Raw genomic sequence first — 26,685 nt, 5'->3', positions numbered from 1 at the left:
GAAAGAAAACAAAACTCGAGGCGCCGGATAGAATTAGCGTCGACGGAAAGTAGGGTCTCAACGACGGATAGAAGACATGGAGCGACGGAAAGAAAACTCGAGGCGACGGATAGAATTAGCATCGACAGAAAGTAGGGTCTCAACGACGGATAAAAGACATGGAGCGACGGAAAGAACTCAGGCAACGACGGAAAAAAACTCGAGGCGCCGGATAGAATTAGCATCGACAGAAAGTAGGGTCTCAACGACGAATAGAAGACTCGGAGCGACGGAAAGAACTCAGGCAACGACGGAAAGAACACTCAAGGCGCCGGATAGAATTAGCGTCGACGGAAAGTAGGGGAGAAATAGCTGCACCGAACTACAGGAAATATTGATTTGTTGTCGAAGTATTAAGTATTAATAAGTAGTTTTCTAAATAGGTCTTCCAAAATAAATGCAAAATTTTATTTAAAAAAACATTTACACTTGTATGTAGAGTATATTGGGATAATTATGTTAATAATTTGGGCATGTCCAATGTTGGCTGACAATATAAATAGTAGAGAGTTGGCAGCCTTCATTAATAGGAAATACACTCAAACAATAGGAAAGCCATTCACTAACTACACGGAGAGAAAGGATTGAGTGGAATGAATATTGGGAATAGCGTGGCGCTTATTGTAAGTCTGATTTTTTCAAGCATTTTGGTTCGTGCAATATATCGCGTTTTTGTGAAAAAGAAAGTACCTACTATGACTTACACACCATATGATAATGCCATGAATGGAAAAGGGAAAAATGACAATTGAACGTTTAAGTGAGTGGTTACAAACCTCAAGCAGTACGGTGATTTTAACAGGTGCTGGTATGTCAACCGAAAGTGGAATTCCAGATTTTCGATCGGCATCAGGTTGGTGGAATAATATTGATCCTCGAACAGTAGCTACTACGGAAGCATTGGCACAAAATTATTCATTGTTTCATGAGTTTTATAAAATGCGCATAGAAAATTTGGAAAAAGTAGCGCCACACGAGGGCCATCAAATTTTAGCTGATTGGGAAAAACGAGGAATCGTATCGTTAGTTGCCACGCAAAATGTCGATGGTTTTCATCAGCTAGCAGGAAGTCAAAGAGTAGAGGAATTACATGGCTCGATACGCTCCGTACGTTGTCATCGCTGTCAGCAAGCTGCTCCAATGGAAAGCTTCTTGCACAAAGAGAGCTGTGCACATTGTGGTGGTAAACTACGTCCGAATGTAGTGCTTTTTGGGGAAAGTTTACCACAAGCAAGCTGGCACAAGACGATGGAGGCTATTAAAGCAGCAGAGCTTGTCGTTGTTATCGGTACGAGCCTCGAAGTGTATCCGGTTAATCAACTCCCCATGATGACAAAAGGAAAAACCGTTTATATTAATTTAGATATTGCACAACATGAAGCACAATTTGATGTAACAATCGAAGGGAAAATCAAAGAAGTGTTACAACAATTGCAAATATAAAAGGAGGCGCCCTTGAGAATTGAAGGGGCGCCTAAAACATTTGTGGTAAAAATTCATTCATAAACCGTTTATTTTTACGTAGCCATATTTTTAAAATCATACGATGCGTTAGGAGTCGTTGCCTTTTATGTGGTCTAGCCTTTGCCTCTATTAAACTTTGTAGTAGAATACATGTTTCTGTGGAAAATGCTTGAGGGTCAACGAGGACGTCAAGCTTATAATCAATTAACTGAGCAGCCTGTACCTTTGCAAGTAATTGTGCAAAGCGGGTATTCATTTCTGGAAAGTTTTCCGCTAGTTCTAGGTCGATTAATGTATATAATGTTTGTTCAATTTCAGCTTCGAGTGCTTGTAATTGTTCGATTGATGGTTGTGTCAAAAAATCACCTCTATAAGTTCTCATAAATGCTGTTACACAAGTAAAAAGCCAAGTGCCGCGAAAAGTAAACCGAATAAAACTGTAGTGCATATATAAACAATAGCTTGTTTCCATTTTGTCTGTTCCAAGAGCTGCAAGGATTCAAAACCGAATGTCGAAAATGTCGTATAGGCTCCTAAAAAACCAATCCCTATAAAATGCCAAAGCCAATCACTTGGTTGTAAAGCAAATAAAAAGCCAAGTGCAAAAGAACCCGATATATTAATAAAAAAAGTTGCCCAAAGATATGTATGAGCAATCCATTTTCCTAGATAAAATCTCGTTAGTGCTCCCAAAAATCCACCAATACCAATAACTATCATACGATGCGCCCCTTTGCTAGTCTAAACCCTAGCCATGCACAAACTAAACCGCCAAAAACACTCACTAAAGTATAAAGAACGGCTTGTAGCCACTTACTATCTTGTAGAAGTAATAACGTTTCTAAAGAAAATGTCGAAAAGGTTGTAAAGGCACCAAAAAAGCCAGTACCAATTCCTAAAACTACAGGCGTACGCTTTGTAAACGTAGTAAATAGCCACGCTAAACAAAAGCAACCAATTAAGTTTATGCAAAGTGTCGCAAATGGAAAACCACCATTATTTGAAAGTGCTAGACCAAGGCTATATCGACAGATGGCACCAAAAAATCCGCCAATTCCAACAGCTAAAAATGATTTCAACGTAAAGACTCCTTATTAAAATGTCTATAGTGAAAAGTGTATCATGTGATAACCCTTTTAGATATATTTCTATAGTTATACGGGTTCAAATATATCAAAGAGAGCTCAAATTTAGAATGACATGATTTTTTTCATTATATCTTATACCGTTTTACCAGCGTTGGTTCAAATATTTTCGTTCTATAGTTTTTTGACTTCTCAAACACTATTTTAGTATACCGTCGATTAAGATAAATAAAATTTATATAAATCCTGCCAAACTACTTCGTAATTATTGTCCCTATATCATCTTTTAATATGTATATAACAAGAAAGGAGGCGTATTATGATCTTAGTATTTCAAAATGAGAACTTTTTTAGTCTTCAAACACTATTACACCGTTCAATGAAAATCCGTTAACGGTAAATCCAGAAACGGAAAACCCGTTAACGGAAAAACCGTCACTACTAATTAATAATTAATTACTAAATAATAAATAGACCTGGTGCCTTGAAAAGCACACTGTAAAATTCAAAACAGTAAACGATGTTTCAGTTTGGCGTTCGTTTCTCTTATATTCAACTTGCACCGATGGATGTTGAAGTGAGCAAAGATGGACGGCATTTTATACCCTTAATGGAAATAAGGGAACAGTCTCCGTGTTTGTTATTCTTTAATTTTATTGGGAAGATGGGCGATAAATTTAAAAAGTTAGGCAATAAATTTTAAAAGTTGGGTGATAAATTAAAGTTAGGCGATAAATTTAATAATTGTTCCGATAAACCTTTAAATTGTTCCGATAAATCTTAAAATTGTTCCGATAAATTGCTGGAAGACCCTATTGAACTAGCTTTGTTCGTTAGGGTCTTCCAGCAATGATTCAATAACATGTTTTATTTGAAAAATTTGTATTTAACACAGTAATCGTATTGTCAATTTGTGGGGAACCAAGGATACTACTTGACGATTTTATTTCTTTGTGCAAGCACAAAGCCGATTCCGGACGCAATTATGCCGAGGCATAATTGATTACGTTTGCATACCATTCTTTTGACTTTTCAATATCCCTTACTTTTAGCTTTAAGAATAAGGGCATTTGATAAAATTCATTCATGTCTATTTCCTCCTTTAGGCTAATACAAACTAACCATAATGGTTTACGTCGCGTTAAAGTCAATATAAAAAGTTATAGTATTTAATGTTAAATTTATGTTCCAGGAATGATTTACTCCTGGATATTAATTTCAGTAATTCACTGCTTTAAAGTGCTAATTATTTCCTGAAAAATCTAAAAAATAACAGCAAGGTAGTTGACAAATATTTCTATAGTATGATAATCTTCAAGAACACTATAACAAATCAAACGAAGGAGGTCATGACAATGTTAATTTTATCAGTATCATATCAAAGTACATCTGCATACATTGTCCATGTCTTCTAACATTGTATTTTACATTGTAATAAAAGGCATGGGTTACACCTTGCCTTTTATTAAGAGACACATGCTCTTTTTTTTGGGGTATGTGTCTTTTTTATTGCAAAAAAAAGGTTGTAGTGATAATGAAAAGGGAGTGTATGTGTATGCGAAACACGGTACAAAAAATGATTTTTAACAAGGTATTTCTGGATAGTGGGTAGTAAAGCTTCAATAGCACTGGAGAAAGAAGGTTATAATGTATGTTTGATGTTTTAAGTAAATTAAGCTGGTTTTTTAAGAAATACTGGAAACAATATACAATAGCAATTGTGCTATTAATGATTGCCAGCGGGTTAGAAGTGGTTCCACCGTATTTACTAGGGTCCATTATTGATATATTGACTGCTGGAGAAATGACATCAGCTCTTTTAACGAAGTATATTTTGATTTTTATTGGCATCATTATTGGGGGGTATGTCCTTAATTTTGTGTGGCAATTCAGACTATTTGAAGGAGCTATTAACCTAGAGAAAATTTTACGTCGGAACCTCATGCAGCATTTTCTACGCATGACGCCAACGTTTTATGAAAAAAATCGCACCGGAGATTTAATGGCCCGTGCAACAAATGATTTAAACGCAGTGTCATTAACAGCTGGCTTTGGGATTATGACATTGATTGATTCGACAATCTACATGGGCTTTATTATTTTTGCCATGGGCTATATGATTTCGTGGAAGCTTACTTTTTTTGCAATGCTGCCAGTGCCGATAATGGCCATCCTTATTCAATATTTAGGGAAAATTGTGCATGAACGATATATGAAGGCACAGGATTCTTTTGGAGAGCTGAACGATAGTGTTCTAGAGTCCGTTGCAGGTGTGCGAGTTGTACGCGCATATGTGCAAGAAAAAAAGGATGAAGCAAATTTTGCAGAGATGAGCGAGATTGTGTATGAAAAAAATATGCATACCGCAAAAATTAACGCCTTATTTGGACCAATTACAAAGGTCGGTACAGGGATCAGTTATGTTGTAGCGCTAGGCTATGGTGCTCATTTAGTAGCGACTGAGGCAATGACAGTTGGGCAGCTTGTAACGTTCAATGTTTACTTGGGGCTAGCAGTTTGGCCAATATTTGCAATTGGAGAGCTTATTAATGTGATGCAACAAGGTAACGCTTCTCTTGATCGTGTGCAGGAAACGCTAAGGTATGACGCGGATGTTCGAAATATTGCGAATCCACAAACGATTGTGACACCGAATGCGATTGGCTTTGATGATTTAACATTCCGATATCCAATGAGTCAGGTAAAAAACCTCCAGCGAATTTCGTTGTCGTTGAAAAAGGGGCAAACACTTGGGATTGTTGGTAAAACAGGAGCGGGAAAAACGACCTTCCTGCGACAATTATTACGCGAGTATCCAATTGGCGAGGGGCAGCTATCGATTGATGGAGTTGATATTACTGCACAAACGAAGGAGCAGTTACTCGACTGGATTGGTTATGTTCCTCAGGATCATGTTCTATTCTCACGTACTATTCGTGAAAATATTTTATTTGGGAAAGAAGATGCTACACAAGCTGAATTGCAGGAATCCATTCGTGCAGCATACTTTGAAAAGGATTTAAAAAATCTACCAATGGGTCTTGAGACACTTGTTGGTGAAAAGGGTGTATCTCTTTCAGGTGGTCAAAAGCAACGCGTTTCAATTGCGCGTGCTCTTATTAAAGACCCTGAAATCTTAATGCTTGATGACTCTCTTTCTGCTGTAGACGCAAAAACAGAGGCAAGAATTATTGAAAATATACAGCGAGAACGACAAGACAAAACGACGATTATTACAACACATCGTTTATCAGGAGTTCAGCACGCCGATTTAATTATCGTGCTAGATGAAGGCCAAATTGTAGAGCAGGGAACACATGAGCAACTTCTTTCACAACAAGGATGGTATAAAGAGCAATTTGACCGTCAGCAGCTAGAAGGAGGTGCATCATGAGTACGAGTCAACGTTTAGTACGCTATGCAATGTATTTTAAAAAACCGATACTACTTGGATTATTTTTCTTAACAATCGCCGTTTTTACGGAGCTTGTTGGGCCATTTATTGCGAAGCATATCATTGATAATTACATGACAATTGGACATATGGAAATAAAACCAATCACTTGGCTGTTACTTGTCTATTTAATTTTAGCAATAGCTACAGCTGTTTTACGCTATTTTATGTATATCTATTTACAAATGGGTGCCAATCGGGTTGTACAAAAATTACGTAAGGATGTATTTGAGCATATTCAAACATTGCCAATTCAATACTTCGATAATTTACCAGCAGGGAAAATTGTTGCCCGTGTAACGAATGATACTGAGGCTGTTCGTAATTTATATGTTCAGGTACTTTCAAATTTCGTTACGAGTTTAATTTCTATTGTAGGTGTTTATATCGCACTTTTCATTTTAAACTGGAAAATGGCATTCCTAGCATTGACTATGGTACCAGTCGTTTATTTATGGATGATTTTATATCGTAAAGTTGCTTCGAAATATAATGATGTGATCAGAACAAAAATTGCCGATATTAACGCAATGATTAATGAATCGATTCAAGGGATGACGATTATTCAAGCATTCCGTCGTGAGCAGCAAATGACGAATGAATTTGATGACATGAATAATGAGCATTATGCATATGAACGTAAGCTGCTTTTCCTTGATTCTGCAACTTCCTTCAACCTTGTTAATACATTAAGACTTCTTATGTTTACGATCTTTATTTTTTACTTTGGTACACAGTCATTTACGGCGACGGAAGTTATTTCTGCGGGGACATTATATGCCTTCGTCGATTATTTAACGAGATTATTTAATCCGATCACGAATATCGTCAATCAATTTTCTCAGCTTGAGCGCTCACTTGTTGCAGGAAAGCGTGTCTTTGAGGTGTTAGATACTAATGGGGAACCAGTATCTGAAAAAAGTTTACCTAGATATAAAGGGAATGTGGTGTTCAAAGATGTTTCCTTTGCTTATAAAAATGATGAATATGTATTGACAAACCTATCATTTGAAGCACACCAAGGTGAAACAATTGCCTTAGTAGGTCATACAGGATCTGGGAAAAGTTCGATTATGAACTTATTGTTCCGCTTCTATGATCCTTCTAAAGGTAAAATTACGATTGATGGAATTGATATCACTTCGGTTCCTCGTCAAACAATGCGTGAACATATGGGCATTGTTCTTCAGGACCCGTACTTATTTACAGGTACTATTGCTTCGAACGTCAGCTTAAACAATCCTAAAATTTCACGTGAAAAGATAGAAGCTTCATTAAAGGCTGTTGGTGGGGAACGTGTTTTGGCGAACTTGCCAAATAGCTATGATGAGCCTGTTATTGAGAAGGGGAGCACACTGTCATCTGGACAGCGTCAGTTAATTTCCTTTGCGCGTGCGCTTGCCTTTGACCCGGCTATTTTAATATTAGATGAGGCTACTTCTAATATAGATACGGAAACAGAGGAGATTATTCAGCATGCGATGGATGTGCTGAAAAAAGGACGTACAACATTCATTATCGCTCACCGACTTTCTACTATTAAAAATGCAGATCGTATTCTTGTCTTAGATCGAGGTAAGATTGTTGAACGTGGCACACATGATGAGCTATTAGCACAGGGCGGCATTTACGAAAAGATGTATCAAATGCAGGCGAATTCATTGCAACAATAATTATGGATCGATTACATGATGATTATTTGCTAAGAGAATGGTATAAAATGAAGCCCCACTTTATGGAAAAGTGGGGCTTTCTATTTAAGATGTACTTCTTACATATTTAAAGACGTTGACAACAAAGAATAGCACTGAAATGGCTACAGCGATACCGCCACCAGATACGAAGAGCTCAAATAACCAGCGTGGCACATCAATATATACCATCATCATACCGACAAAGAGGAACGGCAATCCGATATTGTAAAACCAAAATTGTGCTTTGGCCAGTCCTGTCTCGGCAGCATCTTTATATATTGAATAAATTAAACCGATAAATCCAGTTGTCAGCCAACCTACCACACCAATGTGGGCATGTGTCGCCTTCCATTCAAGTTGAACTGTATAATGCATAAACAGGCCAAAAGCCAAAACAATCACTAAATAAAGGACTGAAATCTTTATCCATTTAGCACCCATTGTAAACAACTCCTTTCCTGAAAGTGATTTTAGCTAGCTACTACAGTTTATTCTTGTCGAATAAAAAAGATGACATATTATTCTTTGTAAAATAAAAAAGTGTTTAATTGTAAACTGCTAGTCTTTTCCGTAGAATAAAAGCGTGAAAAGTAGAAATTTGCCAATTGGAGGATCTATGAAAAAGAAAATTATTTTTTAACTTCTTTCAGCAAAGGTTTTTTCGTAGCGAAAGCGAAGCGTCAGCTGCAAAGTTTTTTCGTAGCGAAAGCGAAGCGTCAGCTACAAAGTTTTTTCGTAGCGACAGGTATAGACGTCTTCCACAACTACAGGCAAGCACAAAGCCGATTCCGGACCGTGGCATAATTGATTTGCAATTAGTCTAATGTTAAACTACATGAATAGCATTATTCCGCTTGTTTATTCACCAGGTGTACAAGCGTGGGCAAAAGCATAGCCTGAGTAAGATGAAGCGCTTAAAAGTAAAATTCCATTAGGTCGCTTTGGTGATGTTATTGGAAGACTAGCTGTTTTCTTAGCTTCAAATGATTCTCAATAGATCACTGGTCCAACAATTGGAAGAGGTGGATATTTTGAAAGAGACAAATATTTTTAAACTTATTCATAGGATTGAACAGATGAATAATGCAAATATTATACGTTTTACGAAAGCATTTCCGTATCCGTTAGGTATTTCACCAATTTTAGTATTAAGTGAGCTACACACGAAAGGTCCACAAAAGCAAGCTGAATTAGCAGGAACGCTTGGCTATACAAAAGGGGCAATGACGAGTATTTCTGAAAAATTAGTAAAGCTCGGTTTAGCAGAAAGACTGTATGACCCATCTGACCGTCGTACAATTCGCTTACAAATAACGGACGAAGGTGAAAAAGCCTTAGCGAAAGCCCAATCCATTGGACAAGAGGTTTTTATGCAGCTTTTTGAAGTATTGAATGATGAAGAAATTGCACAATATTTGCGGATCCAAGAAAAATTAGTGCAAGGCATACAAGACCAAAGCATATAGACAAAAAAGTCATTTCAGTATGTTTTATTAAATTGATATAAGTTGATTGGAGTGAAGACTGGACGCCCTCAGGAAAGCGCCCAGTCGGAACGGAAATCAACCACACGTTATGGTGATGATCCATTCTTTATACAATGTATAACATTTTAAAGGTCGAATTTTAAGCTGAACTAATCCGAACAATTAGTTTAGCTTTTTTAGTGATTTAAGATACAGTTTGGAGTATTTTACGAAATACATAGAATGAAAGTTATGGATGTATTATAGATGAGTTTGCAATTGTGCAGGTTAGATGAATAAGAAATAAGGCTAACTTGTATTATCTAAAGTAGAGTTATATATAAATTCTGTTGGAGGTAATCATATTGAGAACCGAGAGAAAAATGTTTGATTTGATAATAGATATTGCTCAAAGAGACGAAAGAATTCGAGCTGTTTATATGAATGGCTCAAGAACTAACCCGAATGCATCAAAAGATATTTTTCAAGATTACGATATTGTCTATGTAGTTATGGAAATTTCCACATTCTTAAAAGATAAGAACTGGATTCGTATATTTGGGGATTTGCTGATGGTTCAGGAACCAGATAAACTCGATAAAGATCTAGGTGAGGATATCGATTTTGATCGAAGATATACATATTTAATGTTATTTACAGATGGCAATCGAATTGACCTTCGCCTTCAATCAACAGAAGCCATGTTGGATGAATATGGTGAAGATAAGCTTACAGTTCCATTATTAGATAAAGATCATATCTTACCGAAAATTTCTTTACCTTCGGACAATGACTATTATGTAAAGAAGCCAACAAAAGAACAATTTGATAGCTGCACTAGTGACTTTTGGTGGTGTTTACAAAATGTGGCGAAAGGAATATGGCGTGATGAACTTCCATATGCCAAATTAATGTATGAAGAAACAACAAGAGATTCTTTAAATCAAATAGTCAATTGGTGGATTGGAATAGAAAATGATTTTCAGGTGTCCACAGGAAAAATGGGGAAATATTTCAAAAAATATCTTCCAGTTTCTTATTGGAACTTGTATAAAGAAACGTATTCTGATTCCGACTATAAACATATGTGGGACTCGATATTTGTTGCTTGTGAATTATTTCGAATCTTATCCAAAGATATAGCGAATCACTGTCATTTCTCTTATCCAATTGAAGATGATGAGAATATGACTGCATTTTTGAAACATATTAAAGAGTTGCCAGGTGATGCAAATGGTATATATTAATTGAGAATAGGACAACGCATAATGAGCCAAGCCCGCGGAAAGGCCAACTCGGAGTGAAAATCAACCTTTTTTTATGGATACGCATTAATTTATATTTATTCTTTTTCCGACAATTGAAGCAACTTACTAGATTAAGGTACTTAGTTTTTAATTCATTAGTTAACGTCTTTACATTATGAATAAGTGGTGATGAAATAAATCATCGTATTTAATGTTAAAGAGTGAAATGAATTATTTATTGGAGAGGAAATAATAAATAATTGTAAAATAGTTGGAATTATTGAAAATTGTCTGAATTCATTTTATAATGAAATTGCGGTTCTAATATAGAGACAGTTGAGGTGTGAGATGACATTAAAAACTTTAGATAATTCATTAGAAGTTCTTAAATATTTTAATAAACAAAACCCTACATGGGGCGTGCGTGAATTAGCGAAAGAAATGAATATTAGTCATTCGATTATTTATAGAATCTTGTCTACATTTGAAAATCATGGCTTTTTAATTCAAAATCCTGAGACCAAAAAATATGAATTGGGACTTCGTTTTTTAGAATATGGTCAAATGGTGAAAGAAAAATTGAATCTTTCCGATTTTGTTTTACCAATAATGAAAAACCTTGCAGAAGAAATAAAAGAGTCTGTGTTTTTAACGTGGTTGGACGGAACCGATGGAGTAACAGTAGAAATTGCAGAGAGTTCGCAAACGATTAAGTTCTCGGTTTCAATTGGGACGAGAACACCACTTTACATAGGTGCATCTTGTAAGACAATCATGGCGTATCTTCCGGAGAAAAGGCAGATGGACATTATGGATAATGGGATGGAGAAATTAACCTCCGAAACCATCACAGACCCGGATGAGATGTTATTAGATTTAGAGAATATTCGAAATCAAGGCTGGTGTTTTTCTACAGGTGAATATTCTCACTCTGTATTTGGGCTTGGTGTACCACTTTTTAATAGCAAAAGTGACATTATTGCTTCTTTAACTATAGCAGGTCCAGAGTATCGTAAACCAACAGAAGAGAAATTTCTAGAAATGGTAAAAATTATCCAGCATGCAGCGATGAATATTCAACGATATTTCGATCAATATAGCTTTAAATTCTATAATGATTGATATTGTAAAGATGTCTACAAAAAGGCTCAGGACACTGTAATGACTGTCTTGAGCCTTTGTTAATATTATCTATAATAGTTCTTTCATGAATGTTATTGCATCCTCGACCTCTTCAAACGTATTAAAATAATGTGGTGAAAAACGAGCCATCTAAGTTCGTATAAAACTCAGTAGAATCAATTTGTCATTAAGTTAGCTGACACTAAATAAATGAGGGGTAATTTACAAATCAAGGAATAGCACGTCGTAAATTTAGTAAATACTAGTGTACGTCTTTTTTTCGTCCAATATGCATATAAATAGACTATATAAACTTTTTTCCAACTTAATACGTCAAAAAGAGGGGTAAATTTGGTAAGCAAGAAAGGACTTATGTATGGAAAAAAATATGAAGCGCTCTAAGGAAAAAAAGAGCAAGAAAAAAATATGGCTTTGGATAGTAGGTAGCTTATTAGCAATTTTTTTAATTTTTATAGGTACTGCTTATTATACAATCCAGAAAACGATGAATAAAATAAATACACCATTAATTGAATCAGCAGGCGATGAAAATAAGGAACAAAAAACAGTTACGAAAAAAGACCCATTTTCTGTGTTAATGCTAGGTGTGGATGAGCGTAAAAATGATAGTGGACGTTCAGACACGATGATCGTCATTACGGTTAACCCTGAAAAACAAACGATGAAGATGCTTAGTATACCTCGAGATACTCGTACAGAGATTATCGGTCATGATTCCGTCGATAAAATTAATCATGCTTATGCATTTGGAGGCGTTCCAATGGCGGTGGATACGGTGGAGCATTTTTTAGATATTCCGATAGACTATTACGTGTTTATTAATATGGATGGCTTCCTGCAAATTATCGACACGATTGGTGGTGTCACAATTGATAATGACATGGATTTAACTTATGACTCCTATCATTATCCGAAGGGTGAGATAACTTTAGACGGTGAAAATGCGTTAATTTTTTCACGCATTCGATATGAAGATCCTCGCGGTGATTTTGGCCGCCAAATTCGCCAACGACAAATTATTGAGGCGGTTCTGAAAAAAGCTTCGTCGACACAATCTTTATTAAAGGCTACAGATATGCTTGATGTAGTAGGGGATAATGTCCGTATGAATTTTACGATGAAGGACTTAATCCAACTGCAAAGTATGTATAAAAAAATGGATCGTAATATTGATCAGTTGTCATTTAAAGAGGGAACTGGCAAAACAATTGACCACATTTGGTATTACATCCCTGAAGAGGCGGAACTAGGAAAAGTTCAATCGGAATTAAAAGCCCATTTGCAATAAATAGTAAGGAGTGACAATTTGGGTGTAATAGCTGTAAATCTTTTGGCAATGAAGGGAGGGAGATGAATGAATGGGAGGACCCAGGTGCTTAGGTATACAGCTCTAAATAATTGCATGCAAAGCTATGTGCCTAAACGTAAAGTTCAAAAAAATCCAGTCAGTTCAGCTATGCGATATTTACAACTATTGAGCTTAAAAATTTTCATGTAAAACATAAAAAAATCATTCAGGTAGGGTGCATGCCTAGTTGAATGGTTTTTTTATTTAATTTACAATGTGTTTGAAATATCAGAAAATTTCGTGTATAATTGTGTTAGAAATGGTTGAAGGAGTGATAGTGATGATTATAGGCACAATTTTATTAGCAGTTGCATTACCTGCAGGTATTATTTTAGCAGTAGACTTATTTAATGAGCAGCATCACTCTGCTTCACAAAGTAACCATTCATAATCGTGAAAACAAAAATATAGAAGACATCTAGGCAAAGCTATAAAGTAGCTTTGTCTATTTTTTGTGGCTCATCACCAAAAATTAGGGATGATATTTGTAAAAACGTAACCGCGGATTTTGGCCTGACCCGATCAGTTTTCTTTCGGACCTGAGCGTTTCTTTGGCTAATGGTTTTCACATGGACTCCAGCGTCACAGGTGAGACCCTGGAGCGAAGAGAATAGGGGGACTGCCTTCGGGACCAACATCCTTTTGACTCCACAGGAAAGCGCCCGGTCGGAACGAAATCAACCTCACATTCTGGTGATTAGCCATTTTTGTAAACTTGAAACAATTTATGTGATTCATTCGTCAATATACTGTAGAAAATGTTATACTATAAAAAAACAGTATCGGGGAATGAGCATGCAAGAAGAAAAAACAAGTTTCAAAAAAGAAATACTATCCTATCTTAAAATTATTGTCATTACGGCTATAGTTGTTTTTGGCTGTAAGCAATTTTTATTTGCACCAATTAAAGTGCAAGGGGCTTCTATGTTCCCAACTTACCATGATAAGGATATTATTATTGTAAGTAAAATGAGTAAAATTGAACGCTTTGATCAAATTGTCTTTCAATCTCCAACAGAAGATGAACTATATATCAAACGAGTAATTGGCTTGCCAGGTGATACAGTTGAAATGAAGGACGATGTTTTGTATGTAAATGGCAAAGCTTATAAAGAAGATTATGTGAACCGTCAAACAGATGATCCTAATCAATTACGCATTACAGAAAATTTCACGTTAGAGCAATTAGTAAATGAAAAAAAAGTGCCTGAGGGTATGTATTTTGTACTTGGTGACAACCGTTTAAAAAGTTACGATAGCCGCCATTATGGTTTAATTTCTAAAGATGCCATCTATGGTGAAGCTAAAATAACACTATATCCGTTTAATCAATTCCATATCGGTTCAAAATAAAATAAATTAAGACTTTCAGTGAGAAAGAGGCTATTTTGAGTAGCCTCTTTTTTGTCTTTTTAGTTAGCTGGTAATGCTGTGCAAACTTTATAAGAGGGATAATAGACACAAACTGTCGAATTTTCAACAGTTTCTTTTAAGGGGATTTGCTGTTTGCTCAGACTAGGGGAAATGGTTGCTGGTTCATCGATTGTGAGCTCTTCTACTACTAGTTCTACGCCATAAAACAACATTAAAAAATAGCATACTAAACCTAATATACGCAAACAATCACCTCGCAATATTGTTATATTATTATGTATGGTCAAGTTTGAAGAATTATAAGTAAAAATCTAAAATTTATCTCTTGTTAAGGGATTCTTTTTGATCAAAGCAGCTAGGTAGGCGCAATGATAAATTGAATTTTGATGCTGGAGCGTGCTATAGCGAACTGATTTTATGGATGAGAAAGAAGAGAGGGCGAAGTAGAATAATAAAAATTGTTGTCATGTAATTTTCGATATGCTAATATAGCTAGGGTAAATATTTAATCTGTATAACCTCAATGATATGGATTGAGGGTCTCTACCAGGAACCATAAAATCCTGACTACAAAAATTTTGCTTCATTTTTGTAGTCAGGATTTTTTTATTTTCGTTCAGAATAAAATTCCCTACAAAAATGAAAGTGTAACGGAAGGGTGATTATTATGAATTGGAGAGTTTATATTCTTGCCGCTACTACCTTTGCAGTAGGATTGGTGGAATTAATTGTTGGTGGTATTTTACCAAAAATTGCAGAGGATTTAAATGTGTCCTTAGCAACAGCGGGACAATTAATTACAATTTTTGCTCTCGTCTATGCAATATCTGCGCCTGTCCTTTTATCATTAACCGCAAAAGTGGAAAGGAAGCGCCTTTATCTTATTTCTTTATTCATTTTTACTTTAGGTAATGTTATGACTTATTTTAGTACGACATTCACGACAGTCATGATTGCTAGAATTTTTACCGCGATGAGTACAGCATTGGTTATTGTTTTGTCATTAACGATTACAACAAAAATTGTTGAACCGAGACATCGTGCAAAAGCTTTAGGTCTTGTTTTCGTAGGTGTAAGTTCGGCACTTGTAATCGGTGTACCAATAGGGATATTTGTTACAGAAGCATTTGGTTGGCGAGCTGTATTCTTAGGCATAGCTTTTCTTTCAACTTTATCAATGATTCTTGTTGCATTTCTGCTTGAAAAAATGCCCGTTGTAGAAGTTGTTCCATTAAAGGCTCAAATTAAATCATTAGCAAATTTAAAAATCTTTAGTGCACAATTAACAACACTGTTTATGCTAGCTGGTCATTATATGCTATATGCTTATTTAACACCATTTTTAGTAGAAGCATTTGATATGAACGCCTCTTGGATTAGTATTTGTTATCTAATCTTCGGGATAGCTTCGGTCAGTGGTAATGCTCTAGGTGGTTGGTTAAGTGATAAAATTGGTACTGGTAAAGCAATTTTAATTGTTGTATCAACGTTTGCCGTAGTATTATTTAGTATCCCTTATACGATTGTCGCTTTACCACTCTTTTTAATCGTTACAGTTTTTTGGGGAGCACTTAGCTGGGCACTTACACCTCCATTACAAAACTATTTAATACAAATTGATCCAAAAACATCTGATATTCAACAAAGCTTAAATACAGCTGCATTACAAATCGGTATTTCCATAGGTTCAGCTGTTGGTGGAGCTATGTTTACTGTTACAGGGTCTGTTATGCATTTAGCTAGCTTCGGTGCCATCTTAGTTTTATGTGCTTTAGGCTGTGCTATTTTCTCTCTAAAAAGAGCGCCAGTTTCACATGAGACTGAGCTAGGGCTGAAATCAGCTCACACCAACTCATAGTTTTTTGGATGAAATATCCAAAAAAAACTACTGAAAAAGAAGGACAATGATAGCTAGAGATAGAATGTAAGTTTAGAGGAGGTTGGTAAATACATGCAGATAGATTTAACAGAATTTAAAGGTTCGAATGTAAAAGTTGTCGCAACGATTGATCAGACGCTTTATAGGAATGTGGGTGCTATTATTTTATATGAAGAGGATTCACACACTTTATCTGTACGAAAACTAAAACGAAAAATCGCTGATCACTATATACCAACAGACGAACTCGAAAACTTTTTGTTTGATTCTCAAGCTGATGCTATAAAATTTACTCATAAACTTACTAGAATGAGTGCACTCGATTATTTATTAGTAGCGAATAAAGAGAAATAATAAAATAATTGTAGGACTGGCCTATTTGGGAGTCTATGCATGTGACAAAGGCATTTGGAGTAGCCATATTCCAAATGTCTTTTTTAGTGGTTATAGCTAGCAAGAGCAGATTATTGTGACCAATATGGCTTAATCGTCATCGCGAATTTATCCCGCATTAACGGCCCATAAAAGCCCGATTGGTGACAGAGGGCGATGAAGAAAATCCTCTCTGATTAAAGTTTCATTTTGTATTATATGTTCACCTATTAAACAAATAATTAATTTCTATATCGATTATTATCATACTGGAATAGGACAAGGAATAGATTGTTGTAGTTAAAGTATTTTAGGGGCTCGAGTAGATAGAGAGTCTGATGATTCAATACTATTTTTAGGATATATAAGTTTCTCTCTGCCTAAGATAGATAATTCAAAGGGGTCTACTGATGGGAATCTAACTTATTAACTAATAACAGCATTTTCTCCTGAATTTAGTCAGTGAGAAATCAGGATAGTGTAGATGCTGTGAGTTACTTAATCGGCATGATTGTCTAATAATTTCAAATGGAGGGGGAATCGAATGTCAGAATATCATCAACAATCATCAGCTGAAGTGATGAAAACTTTGAACGTGACAGATCAAGGATTGAGTGATTATGACGTTCAAAAGAGGCAAGAAGTATACGGCTATAATGTATTAGAGGAAGGGAAAAAAACAAGTGCATTCGCCGTTTTCTTTGGGCAGTTTAAAGATTTATTAGTCATTATTTTAATCATCGCTGCTTTCGTTTCATTTTTATTAGGAGAAGTAGGAAGCACCGTCGTGATTATGATTGTCGTCATATTGAACGCTATCCTAGGCACTGTACAGCATGTCAAGGCAGAACAGTCTTTGGATAATTTAAAAGCCTTAACCTCTCCAATTGCCAAAGTAATGCGAAATAATCAGCTCATAGAGATTTCTTCTGGAGATATAGTCGTTGGAGATCTTCTTTATTTGGAGGCTGGCGATTATATAAATGCAGATGGGAGATTATTAGAAAGCCATAATTTGCATATCAATGAAAGCTCGCTGACAGGTGAATCAATTGCTGTAGCGAAAAGTATCGATCCTATCAAGGAAAGCAATGTAACCGTTGGTGATAAAAAGAACATGGTCTACTCTGGAAGTTTTGTGACAACTGGTCGTGGTATTGTCATGGTTACAGCTATCGGAATGCAGACTGAAATCGGCAAAATTGCCAATTTACTCGATACTGCGAAAGAGAAGAAAACACCTTTACAAGTAAGTTTAGATCATTTCGGAGAAAAATTAGCTTTAGGGATTACGTTAATCTGTTTAGCTATTTTCGTGATTGACCTTATTAGAGGACGTGCGCTTGTAGAATCGTTTATGTTTGCTGTTTCACTTGCCGTGGCAGCAATTCCAGAAGCATTAAGTTCGATTGTTACCATTGTGCTAGCTTTTGGGACACAAAAGATGGCAAAGCAAAATGCCATTATTCGAAAGTTATATGCTGTTGAAAGTCTTGGAAGTGTATCTGTCATTTGTTCAGATAAAACAGGAACATTAACTGAAAATAAAATGGTTGTTCAAGAGGTCTATGTGGATGAAAAAGTGATTCCGCATGATCAGCTATACACTGAAAATGCAGTTGAGAAAGACCTTATGTTAAAGGCAATATTATGTAGTGATGCTGTGGAAAGGGACGGTAAGGAAATCGGTGATCCTACTGAGGTTGCACTCATAAAATTAGGGAAGCAATATGATTTTGACGAATTGCTGGTAAGAGATTATTATCCAAGAGTGGCCGAAATCCCTTTTGATTCAGATAGAAAGCTCATGAGTACTGTCAATACTATCAATCAACAATCTATTATGATTACAAAAGGAGCATTAGATGTCCTTCTGCCTAAAATTATAAAAGTCGAAACGTCAAAAGGTATATTCAATATAACAAAACAACAACGCCAAAAAATCGAAGCAGTAAATCGTGAATTTTCTATGAATGGGTTAAGGGTGCTAGCAGTTGCCTACAAAGAGATAAGGGGACATCAAGCAATCGATGTAAGGGCTGAAAAAGATTTAATCTTTGTTGGTTTAGTCGCGATGATGGATCCTCCAAGACAAGAATCTAAAGGAGCGGTTGAAAAATGTATAAAAGCTGGTATCAAACCGGTGATGATTACAGGGGATCATAAAATTACGGCAACGGCTATTGCCAATCAAATCGGGATTTTAAATGATCCCTCTGAAGCGATTGAAGGGCATGAAATAGAAGGCTTAACAGATCAGCAGCTTCAAGAAAAGGTTAACGATTTTTCTGTTTATGCTCGAGTAACACCGGTTCAAAAAATTCGTATCGTGAAAGCGTGGCAAGAAAAAGGGCATGTCGTCGCCATGACAGGAGATGGTGTTAATGATGGCCCTGCGCTAAAACAGTCCGACATTGGTGTGGCAATGGGCGTTACCGGCACAGAGGTCGCGAAGGATGCCTCCTCTATGATACTAACGGATGATAATTTTTCAACGATTGTGAAGGCTATTGCAAACGGTAGGAGTATTTATACGAATATTAAAAACGCTATTTTGTTCTTATTATCTGGGAATGCAGGTGCCATTTTTGTTGTTTTATATGCAACAATATTAGGCTTACCAGTTCCTTTTGCGCCTGTGCATCTATTATTTATTAACTTACTAACAGATAGTTTACCGGCAATTGCCATCGGTCTAGAGCCGAACAATAAAAAGACAATGAAGGACAAGCCTCGAAATATTCATACACCACTATTAAATAAAGCATTTACTACTCAAGTGGTGCTCGAAGGATTACTAATTGCCATTTCTACAACTGTCGCCTTTGAAATCGGATTGTCAACGGGTGATACTCTAACGGCGAGCACTATGGCATTTACAACATTATGCTTGTCACGATTAGTGCACGGCTTCAACTCCAGATCTAAAGAATCTATCTTCGCCATTGGACTATTTTCGAATAAATACACTTGGCTTGCATTCTTAATCGGTTTTTTAAGTTTACACGCAGTATTGTTTATTCCAATGCTTACAGGTGTGTTTGAAGTGGCCACATTAAGTACCGCACAATTAGGCTTTATTTATGCCCTGTCTGTGCTACCGTTCATCGTGAATCAGTGGTATAAGCTGTTGTTTGTGAGAAGTCGATAATGAGGGAAAAATATTTAAGAGGCTGGGGCATAAGTATATTTTTAAAGCAAAATTAAAAAATTCCACATCAGAAAAAGCGCGAGAAATCAACGTTTCTAAAATTGATTTCTCGCGCTTTTTAAGTTGTCTCAGCCTTTTTGTAACACTAAATTGTTGTAGGAGCCAGTAACCAGCCTTTGTCATTACTGAGTCGTATTAGCTTTGCTCCCAGTATGGCATACCTCATATGAAGTTCACCATATTTTGCAGTATGCTTCTTCTTAACAGACATTGCTAAAGCTTGACTGACTGAAATAACCGAAGAAGCTATATTCATTGATAAGATAGTGCTGATTTCTGTATCATTAATGGCTTTTTTTCCTCGGATATTGCCCATTTTTAACTGTCTGTAGTCGATTGATGTAGTAGGAGCAAGTACCCCATTTTCCTTTAATAATGCTGTTAGGTGTTTATTTTCTTCTTTTAAACATTTCACAAAATCCGCGATAATAGCCTTCAATTTTTTATCAACGGCGTGCTTAAAAAATGCATGATTTGAAGCAATATAGCCATTATTGACGCCGAGCTGTGTCCAAAGCTTAAAAATTTCCTTAAATCGTAATGTTGCTAGATTCCCATTTGCCAATTCCATAATTACACATCCTAATTCTTGTTCATTAATTATGAGATTAGGATGTGCTGACAAATGAAATTCTAATCATTTTTTACAATAAAAGGGTCTGACAATCGTAACGTAGGGGTGATTGCGTTTTCCAGGGGGTGTCCGATGAGTCGCTCATAGTGTTGATAAAAACTGAAATTGTTCCGATAAAACGAGAAAATATTCCGATAAAAGCTAAAATTGTTCCGATAAAATGAGATTTTGTTCCGATAAATCTTCAAAGTCTTCATTTAAAAATGAATTCATCACAATACGTATTCCTGTCAGATTGTAGACAACGCTACTCCTGATTGTATAAGTCTGCATGAAGGTTTAATAATTCTGAATTTTTGACGGTTTAATCAAAATTATAATGCTATTTCGCTTCAGCTTGTCTACTAAAGATGAGGAGCTGTTAATTTTTCACGGAGAGTGGCGACTCCTGCGGGATTAGCTTGCGCTGAAAGCCCCAACTCGGAGTGAAAATCAACTTTTGCTTATTGTTACACTTTATTTATTTTGTAGATAAGCTGAAAGGTTTATTCCTTTAATTTCTTCCTTTTAAAGCTATTAATAGTTGTCTTTAATGCAGCAAAGTTTCCAATAGCTGCGTAACCATAAAAAAAGCCCATAAATATTCCTGCGATAAGATTATGTCTATGGCTAATGAAGATAGAAATAATCAAGCCAATAGCAAGGGCGATCGCGGGAACATATTTAGGCTGAACATGCATAAATACCTTAATTAGCTGTGTAATAAGTAACACAGCTGGAACGGCTATTACAGCATCCCAAAAATTTGTATGGATCACTGGGAATAATTCCATTTTCTACACCTCTTTTAGTAATAACGAAGCTATGACTTTAACATATAGATTTTCCTTTTTATTTATTTTTATGCAATGAAAGGTGTAGAGCTTATGATGTCGAGTCATACACTCGTATGAACGATTACGATTTTTTCGTTTTTTGACTGTTGCTTAATAATATGAGCCATAAGGATTCATATATGGATTTTGATATGACGGATATGGGTTCATAAATTGTGAAGGTCTATACTTATTTTTATGTTTATGATGAGGATCTTTTTGCTCCTTTTGATCTTTTTGATTTTCCAAAGTTGATTTTACACGGTTGCAGTCTTTAGGTGGACCAATATATGTTGATGGCACAATGGGCGCAATTGTTTTCTTCCACTGAGTTTCATCTAAACAATACGTGTGAGCCATAACGTTGGAAGGTGTAAATTTCAATATATCTGAACCTAAAATTACTTCGGGAGTTGGCGCATCAAAAATAGCCAGTAAATGCGTGTCATTCTCAGTAGCAATTTCATAATGCCACCATCCTTGCGGTACATTGGCGACTTGGCCAGGCTCGAGCGGATAGTTTTTAATCTCTTTTGTAAAGGGATTAAATATAGAAATAATGGCAGCACCAGAAATACAATAAACAAGTTCTGCTGCATTTTGATGATAGTGAGGCTCTATCACCTTATTTCTACTTAGAAAAATATCAAGCAAAGATATATTTTCTAACGTATTTAATTGTTCTACACTTAGAATATTTATAAAATTTCGATCATCTTTTTTAAAAAGAGTGCTGTCATTTACATCAGAGGTGAACTGAGTTGATGGTGAAGTATAGTCAATATTTGAGCTAATACTTACATCCTTTCTCTACTTAATTTTCAATACATGTCTTAAGCACAGAATATGTACAAAGCTATTTTAGGCTTACACGAATGCCCAGTTTATTTGTCCTCTCAATGCCTCCTTAAAATTGATAAAATTACCTCTTCTAATCAGAAACATACGTGCGTATAATAATTCACGAACATTTGTTCTATGATAAAAACAGCTCTGCTATACTCATCTGATTTTTTATGGGAGGAAAGGAAAGCTCAGGCATATAACAGAGCTAGCGAAAAGGAGCAACTAGGATGAAAGAACAGTTAATAAAAGCAATGCAGCGTCAACAAGTAGTTAGCATGATGTATGTAGCCAAGTCTGGTGCCATTACGAAAAGGCGTGTGAAAATCATAAAGATTGTTGGTGATTCGTTTACAGCATTTTGCTTTACGAGGCAGGCAAAGCGTACGTTTATTATTAACAATGTTCTAGTAATAATGCCTGTTACGCATCGGAAGCGTGGGGTGATATGAACTACGACAAATCTGCCGCGCAAGGATATTTTTTGTATGGACATGAAATGCTTTTACGCAAGCTGTATTGCCATGCTAGAAGGTTTAGATGTGTTGAAAGCCTCATTGCAGTTATTGGTAACTTTGAGCAGCCTGGTAGTATCGTACTGGCAACCTCGCCAATGATGAAATTTAAAATCAAAACGGTAAATAGACGTTTATGTTCGTATTTTTTTAGGAGATAAATTAAACCAAGCCTTAAGGACTAACGATTTTGACTAAATAGAGATACAATGTGATGAAGAAAATAAACACTGGAAATTGTATGTTGAAGTTAACAAGGCTCTTACTATATCGGCTAAATCATCATTCAGCAAACCTAGATTAGATAATAATACATATAGCATTTGTGATTTGTGTATTTGCATTTGTTGCAGACCTTGTTAGACTATTAATTAATAATGAGAATCATTATTAATTAATAGTCTTCTAGGCAACATCTGATCAGAGTATTTCATGGGAGCCATATTGACTGTAAATAGACAATTATGTATTGGATACTTGTGTGTAGCCTGAGTGATCCCAAACAAATAGTCGGTTAGGCTGATATCTAGAGAAATAGATTTGTTGTTTGGCATTAATGAAAGTAACCCAGATGTACAATATTTGGATAGGGAGCAGGTGCATTATCATGATAGATTTGGATAAATTAGCCGAGATATTTGCTAGAGGTTTCTATGATATAGAAGGTGTTCACCGTTTAGTCATCCAGCCGAAAAGTATACTAAGTGAATTTAGGGCTGTCCGGCATGGATTTCTTTTTGTAATTCGTGGAGAGGGTAGAATGAGTGTGAATGGAACTGTCTATGAGTTACATCCAGGCTCAGTAATTCATGTGGCTCCAGGCATGCAACTGGACGCGCAAGTTACAAGTCAATCAGAGTATGAGTACTATTTACTGTTTTATAGATTTGACAAGTTAGACGAAGTATATAGCGGTCATGAATGCGACTCTCATTTCAAACTGGAAGCGGGAGCAAATCCGAGAGTGCTAGAATTACTTATCATGCTTCATCAGAATGCCAATACACTTAGAGGGATTGGAAAGCTTCGTGTTAAGGAGTTATTTTTAAGTGTCATGCATCAAGTTTTGGTGGGATGTAAGCATCGAGAGAGTGGAAGTTCTCCAAGTGAAAGGGTGATAGAGGAGGCTATTGCATACATACACAGGCACTATATGAATCCGTTGACACTCGACGAGTTGGCGGAGCTGCATGCAATGAGTCCTAAGCGCTTCTCCTACTTCTTTCACAAATATACTGGGCTTCGTCCAATCGACTATCTTATCAACTATCGTATGGAAAGAGCGAGCGACTTACTTAAAGTAAGCAATTTTCCCATCCACGATATCGCTATTAGTGTCGGTTACGCCAATCCGCTATATTTCAGTAGAGTGTTTAAAAAGAAATTTGGTGTGTCTCCCTCCGCATACATACATAAATTAGATAATCATATAAATTGAGTTACTGATTTATATATTACGCCTGCAACTGGTGATGAACCTAGAGTGCAGGCTTTTTCTCTTTTGGCTCATTCTTTTCTTCCAGCCCTATCCTTCATGTCGGCTAAATCATCATTCAGCAAACCCGGATTAGATAATAATACATATAGTATTTGTGATTTGTGTATTTGCATTTGTTACAGACCTTGCTACACTATAATCGATAATGAGAATCATTATTAATTAATAGCCTTTTAGAGGTAACATCTGATCAGAGTATTTCATGGGCGCAAAACTATTTTTACTATATGGGAAGGATTGGTAATATTGACTGTAAATAGACAATTATGTATTGGCTTAGTCTTATCTGCTTGGTTGAAAGGAGGCGACTGGCGGCGCCCAGACAGCGGTGTGGAAAAAATGGGTTCAATTGACCCTTATATTGATTTGGCAAAGATGGCGGAGAAGTCAAAGCTAGATTTTCTTTTCAGGGCGGATTATCTTTTTGTTAGTCCACAGATGCTTGGCGATTCCGCTAATTTTGGTAGCCCTGACCCTACTATGATATTTGCAGCGATTGCTCGTGAAACCGAGCGGATTGGGCTAGTAACGACTATTTCTACGACTTTTAATCCACCGTATGTTGTTGCTAGACAGCTTCAGTCTTTGCATTGGCTAAGCAATGGACGTGCTGGCTGGAATATTGTCACTTCTATTGAAGGGGCCGAAAATTTCAGTGAGTCACCTATGCCTTCACCTCAAGAAAGATATGCGAAAGCAATTGAATTTACTGAGGTTGTACGCAAACTCTGGGAAAGTTTTCCGAATGAAGCCATTGTTATTGATCGTGAGTCAGGCATGTTTTCTGATAAGGATAAGGTTTCCCCAATTAATCATTCAGGTGAGTTTTTTAGTGTTAAGGGACCACTTACTTTGCCTGCCCATAAATCGGGACCAATTCCTTTATTTCAAGCAGGTGCGTCGGATACAGGACGAAATTTCGCCTCTTCAATAGCGGATGCTATTTTTGCAGCGATGCCAGACCTTGAATCGGGAGTGGAATTGCGAAATGATCTGAGAAGAAGAGCTATCGAGCATGGGCGCGATCCGGACGCCATAAAAGTTTTGCCAGGTTTATATTTTTTCTTGGCGGAAACTCGTGAGGAAGCCCATGAACTACATAAGGCTGCACACGCACATTTGACTATTGAGCGCAGACATGCATCGCTTAAATCAGTACTGGGTCTTGATTTGAGTAGCTTTGCATTGGATTGTCCCGTAACTTCGGATATGCTTCCCGATCCGAATCAGCCAGTCCGCAGCCGAACACATGCTGAGCTGTTGCGCCGGTATATTACAAATCATCAGCCTACAGTAGAAGAGGTATTAGCAAGGCCGGAGGTTGTCGGGTCTGCTCACTGGGTTTCCGTTGGAACGGTTGAAGACGTATTGAACGATATAATTGAGCGATTTGAGGCTGGAGCTATTGACGGATTTATAGCTATTCCGGGTGGTTCAGAAAAATCTTTGAAACTATTTTTTGAAAAGCTGATGCCGCGATTGGTTGAAAGAGGTTTGTTCAGAAATGAATATACGGGTATCACCTTACGTGAGCATTTAGGGATTAATACTACTGATCATTATGATAGGGATACTGTTTTGAAAGGGGTTCCGGTGAAGAATGAATAAAAAGTTTATACTAGCTGGTTTGATAGCATCATTCATGATTGTTTTGGCTGCATGTGGAGGAGGAGACAAACCGAGCAAATCAAGCTCAACCTCCGGCAGCAACGGAGATTCAGCGCAATCTCAAGTGGACAATACAGGAACAAGCGAAACAAGAACAATTGAGTATCTCGGTGAACAGTATACCGTTCCACAAAAAGCAGAAAAAATTGTGATTGGGGCTATGGAAGCAATGGAAGATGCGGTAATGCTTGACGTTCATCCAGTAGGGGCAATATCGGTAGGCGGAAAGTTTCCAGAAATGTTTGCTTCGGTAACGGACAAGGCGGAATCAATCGGTGAAAAAAGACAACCTAACTTGGAGAAGATATTGCAATTAGAGCCAGACGTTATTTTAGGTTCAACCAAGTTCCCAAAAGGAGTGGTGGAGAAATTGCAAAAAATTGCTCCCACTATTTTGGTGTCGCACGTTTCTACAAACTGGGAAGACAATTTGAAATTAATGGGTGAATTAACTGGAAAGCAAGGTGAGGCAGAAAAAATTCTATCCCAATATAAAACAGATACACAAGCAGTAAAAGCATCGTTAAAAGAAAAGCTTCAAGGTAAAAAAGTAGCCACTGTTCGTATTCGCGGAGGGCAAACTTACATTTTTGCGAAAAATGTAGACTTTAACCCTTTTTTATACAATGACATTGGTTTAGAAATGCCAGAACAGATAGGCATGGCGAAATTGCAAGATGCGATCTCTGTCGAGCAATTGGCGGAAATGAATCCAGACTATTTGTTTGTGCAATTCTCTATGATTGATAACAAAGATGCGGAAAACGCATTCGAAGACTTAAAGAAGAATCCAATTATCCAAAATATTAATGCCTTTAAACTCGATCACGTATATGTCAACGTGGTTGATCCGCTTATGGAAGGAGGCCCTGTTTATAGTCGCATCAAGTTTTTAGAAAGTGTGCAAAAGTATCTGAACAAGTAATGGAATGGAGC

Annotated in this window: 25 protein-coding genes and 1 riboswitch; of the genes, 17 read left to right on the top strand and 8 right to left on the bottom strand. The window is 36.6% G+C overall.

Annotation, left to right across the window (positions count from 1 at the left end):
* The first annotated feature begins 632 nt into the window (after positions 1 to 632).
* Together AN161_RS29230 and AN161_RS26430 are read left to right on the top strand one after the other, a co-directional pair.
* Entirely contained in the window at positions 633 to 791 is a 159-nt protein-coding gene (locus tag AN161_RS29230) for a DUF3951 domain-containing protein (RefSeq protein WP_143115078.1), read from the top strand.
* Positions 781 to 1,482, top strand: coding sequence for an NAD-dependent deacylase (locus AN161_RS26430; protein ID WP_053597289.1), 702 nt, complete (start codon positions 781 to 783; stop codon positions 1,480 to 1,482). Before AN161_RS29230 ends, AN161_RS26430 begins: the two co-directional genes overlap by 11 nt.
* 31 nt (positions 1,483 to 1,513) lie before the next feature.
* Here AN161_RS26430 and AN161_RS26425 read toward each other — a convergent pair whose 3' ends face one another.
* Genes AN161_RS26425 through crcB form a run of 3 tightly spaced genes read right to left on the bottom strand, consistent with a single transcriptional unit; the run spans position 1,514 to position 2,582 of the window.
* Positions 1,514 to 1,861: a hypothetical protein gene (locus AN161_RS26425; RefSeq protein ID WP_053597288.1), complete on the bottom strand. Its 348-nt coding sequence runs from the start codon at positions 1,859 to 1,861 to the stop codon at positions 1,514 to 1,516.
* Between the two features lie 32 nt (positions 1,862 to 1,893).
* Positions 1,894 to 2,223: a CrcB family protein gene (locus AN161_RS26420; protein ID WP_053597287.1), complete on the bottom strand. Its 330-nt coding sequence runs from the start codon at positions 2,221 to 2,223 to the stop codon at positions 1,894 to 1,896.
* Complete coding sequence (crcB, locus tag AN161_RS26415; protein WP_053597286.1) at positions 2,220 to 2,582, bottom strand: fluoride efflux transporter CrcB; 363 nt, start codon at positions 2,580 to 2,582, stop codon at positions 2,220 to 2,222. The genes AN161_RS26420 and crcB overlap by 4 nt, the downstream gene beginning before the upstream one ends.
* 1,657 nt (positions 2,583 to 4,239) lie before the next feature.
* On the opposite strand from crcB, the gene AN161_RS26410 reads away from it, so the two are divergent.
* Positions 4,240 to 5,982 (top strand): ABC transporter ATP-binding protein, encoded by a 1,743-nt coding sequence (locus AN161_RS26410; RefSeq protein WP_053597285.1) that lies wholly within the window; start codon positions 4,240 to 4,242, stop codon positions 5,980 to 5,982.
* A complete protein-coding gene (locus AN161_RS26405; RefSeq protein ID WP_053597284.1) occupies positions 5,979 to 7,715 on the top strand; it encodes an ABC transporter ATP-binding protein in 1,737 nt (578 codons plus the stop codon). Before AN161_RS26410 ends, AN161_RS26405 begins: the two co-directional genes overlap by 4 nt.
* An 84-nt stretch (positions 7,716 to 7,799) precedes the next feature.
* Here AN161_RS26405 and AN161_RS26400 read toward each other — a convergent pair whose 3' ends face one another.
* Complete coding sequence (locus AN161_RS26400; RefSeq protein WP_053597283.1) at positions 7,800 to 8,177, bottom strand: hypothetical protein; 378 nt, start codon at positions 8,175 to 8,177, stop codon at positions 7,800 to 7,802.
* 590 nt (positions 8,178 to 8,767) lie between these two features.
* On the opposite strand from AN161_RS26400, the gene AN161_RS26395 reads away from it, so the two are divergent.
* From AN161_RS26395 to lepB, 6 genes are all read left to right on the top strand, one after another.
* Positions 8,768 to 9,202, top strand: coding sequence for a MarR family transcriptional regulator (locus AN161_RS26395; RefSeq protein WP_053597282.1), 435 nt, complete (start codon positions 8,768 to 8,770; stop codon positions 9,200 to 9,202).
* Between the two features lie 365 nt (positions 9,203 to 9,567).
* Entirely contained in the window at positions 9,568 to 10,449 is an 882-nt protein-coding gene (locus AN161_RS26390) for an aminoglycoside 6-adenylyltransferase (RefSeq protein WP_053597281.1), read from the top strand.
* Positions 10,450 to 10,797: 348 nt separating this feature from the next.
* Positions 10,798 to 11,571 (top strand): IclR family transcriptional regulator, encoded by a 774-nt coding sequence (locus AN161_RS26385; protein WP_053597280.1) that lies wholly within the window; start codon positions 10,798 to 10,800, stop codon positions 11,569 to 11,571.
* Between the two features lie 376 nt (positions 11,572 to 11,947).
* The gene (locus tag AN161_RS26380; protein WP_053597279.1) at positions 11,948 to 12,880 is read left to right on the top strand and encodes an LCP family protein; all 933 of its coding nucleotides are present in this window, start codon (positions 11,948 to 11,950) and stop codon (positions 12,878 to 12,880) included.
* 340 nt (positions 12,881 to 13,220) lie between these two features.
* Entirely contained in the window at positions 13,221 to 13,331 is a 111-nt protein-coding gene (locus AN161_RS26375) for a hypothetical protein (RefSeq protein ID WP_053597278.1), read from the top strand.
* Positions 13,332 to 13,735: 404 nt separating this feature from the next.
* A complete protein-coding gene (gene lepB, locus AN161_RS26365) occupies positions 13,736 to 14,293 on the top strand; it encodes a signal peptidase I (RefSeq protein ID WP_053597276.1) in 558 nt (185 codons plus the stop codon).
* Positions 14,294 to 14,352: 59 nt separating this feature from the next.
* Here lepB and AN161_RS26360 read toward each other — a convergent pair whose 3' ends face one another.
* A complete protein-coding gene (locus tag AN161_RS26360) occupies positions 14,353 to 14,559 on the bottom strand; it encodes a hypothetical protein (RefSeq protein WP_053597275.1) in 207 nt (68 codons plus the stop codon).
* Positions 14,560 to 14,804: 245 nt separating this feature from the next.
* A riboswitch (purine riboswitch) is annotated at positions 14,805 to 14,904 on the top strand.
* A 77-nt stretch (positions 14,905 to 14,981) separates the two neighbouring features.
* Between AN161_RS26360 and AN161_RS26355 the strand changes: the two genes are divergently transcribed.
* From AN161_RS26355 to AN161_RS26345, 3 genes are all read left to right on the top strand, one after another.
* Positions 14,982 to 16,172 carry an MFS transporter gene (locus tag AN161_RS26355; RefSeq protein WP_053597274.1) on the top strand — a complete coding sequence of 397 codons (1,191 nt, stop codon included), beginning with the start codon at positions 14,982 to 14,984 and terminating at the stop codon, positions 16,170 to 16,172.
* Between the two features lie 93 nt (positions 16,173 to 16,265).
* The gene (locus AN161_RS26350) at positions 16,266 to 16,547 is read left to right on the top strand and encodes a hypothetical protein (protein WP_053597273.1); all 282 of its coding nucleotides are present in this window, start codon (positions 16,266 to 16,268) and stop codon (positions 16,545 to 16,547) included.
* Between the two features lie 562 nt (positions 16,548 to 17,109).
* Positions 17,110 to 19,716 carry a cation-translocating P-type ATPase gene (locus tag AN161_RS26345; protein WP_053597272.1) on the top strand — a complete coding sequence of 869 codons (2,607 nt, stop codon included), beginning with the start codon at positions 17,110 to 17,112 and terminating at the stop codon, positions 19,714 to 19,716.
* 145 nt (positions 19,717 to 19,861) lie between these two features.
* Here the strand turns inward: AN161_RS26345 and AN161_RS26340 are convergent, their stop codons facing one another.
* The 3 genes from AN161_RS26340 to AN161_RS26330 form a co-directional block, all read right to left on the bottom strand.
* Positions 19,862 to 20,347, bottom strand: a complete 486-nt coding sequence (locus AN161_RS26340) for a DUF3231 family protein (RefSeq protein ID WP_053597271.1) — start codon at positions 20,345 to 20,347, stop codon at positions 19,862 to 19,864.
* 548 nt (positions 20,348 to 20,895) lie between these two features.
* On the bottom strand, positions 20,896 to 21,183 hold the full coding sequence (locus AN161_RS26335; RefSeq protein ID WP_053597270.1) for a hypothetical protein: 288 nt from the start codon (positions 21,181 to 21,183) through the stop codon (positions 20,896 to 20,898).
* A gap of 153 nt (positions 21,184 to 21,336) precedes the next feature.
* A complete protein-coding gene (locus AN161_RS26330) occupies positions 21,337 to 22,020 on the bottom strand; it encodes a cupin domain-containing protein (RefSeq protein ID WP_053597269.1) in 684 nt (227 codons plus the stop codon).
* 278 nt (positions 22,021 to 22,298) lie between these two features.
* Here AN161_RS26330 and AN161_RS26325 point away from each other — a divergent pair, with 278 nt between their 5' ends.
* From AN161_RS26325 to AN161_RS26310, 4 genes are all read left to right on the top strand, one after another.
* Positions 22,299 to 22,520: a transcriptional regulator gene (locus AN161_RS26325; protein WP_053597268.1), complete on the top strand. Its 222-nt coding sequence runs from the start codon at positions 22,299 to 22,301 to the stop codon at positions 22,518 to 22,520.
* Positions 22,521 to 23,190: 670 nt separating this feature from the next.
* Positions 23,191 to 24,021, top strand: a complete 831-nt coding sequence (locus AN161_RS26320; RefSeq protein WP_053597267.1) for an AraC family transcriptional regulator — start codon at positions 23,191 to 23,193, stop codon at positions 24,019 to 24,021.
* 306 nt (positions 24,022 to 24,327) lie between these two features.
* Positions 24,328 to 25,689: an NtaA/DmoA family FMN-dependent monooxygenase gene (locus tag AN161_RS26315; RefSeq protein WP_053597266.1), complete on the top strand. Its 1,362-nt coding sequence runs from the start codon at positions 24,328 to 24,330 to the stop codon at positions 25,687 to 25,689.
* The gene (locus tag AN161_RS26310) at positions 25,682 to 26,674 is read left to right on the top strand and encodes an ABC transporter substrate-binding protein (protein ID WP_053597265.1); all 993 of its coding nucleotides are present in this window, start codon (positions 25,682 to 25,684) and stop codon (positions 26,672 to 26,674) included. The genes AN161_RS26315 and AN161_RS26310 overlap by 8 nt, the downstream gene beginning before the upstream one ends.
* Positions 26,675 to 26,685 lie beyond the last annotated feature (11 nt).

It is taken from the genome of Lysinibacillus sp. FJAT-14222, assembly GCF_001278875.1.
Lineage (GTDB): Bacteria > Bacillota > Bacilli > Bacillales_A > Planococcaceae > Lysinibacillus > Lysinibacillus agricola.
Note: the sequence above shows the minus strand (reverse complement) of the source record. Positions and strands in the feature narration are given on the sequence as shown.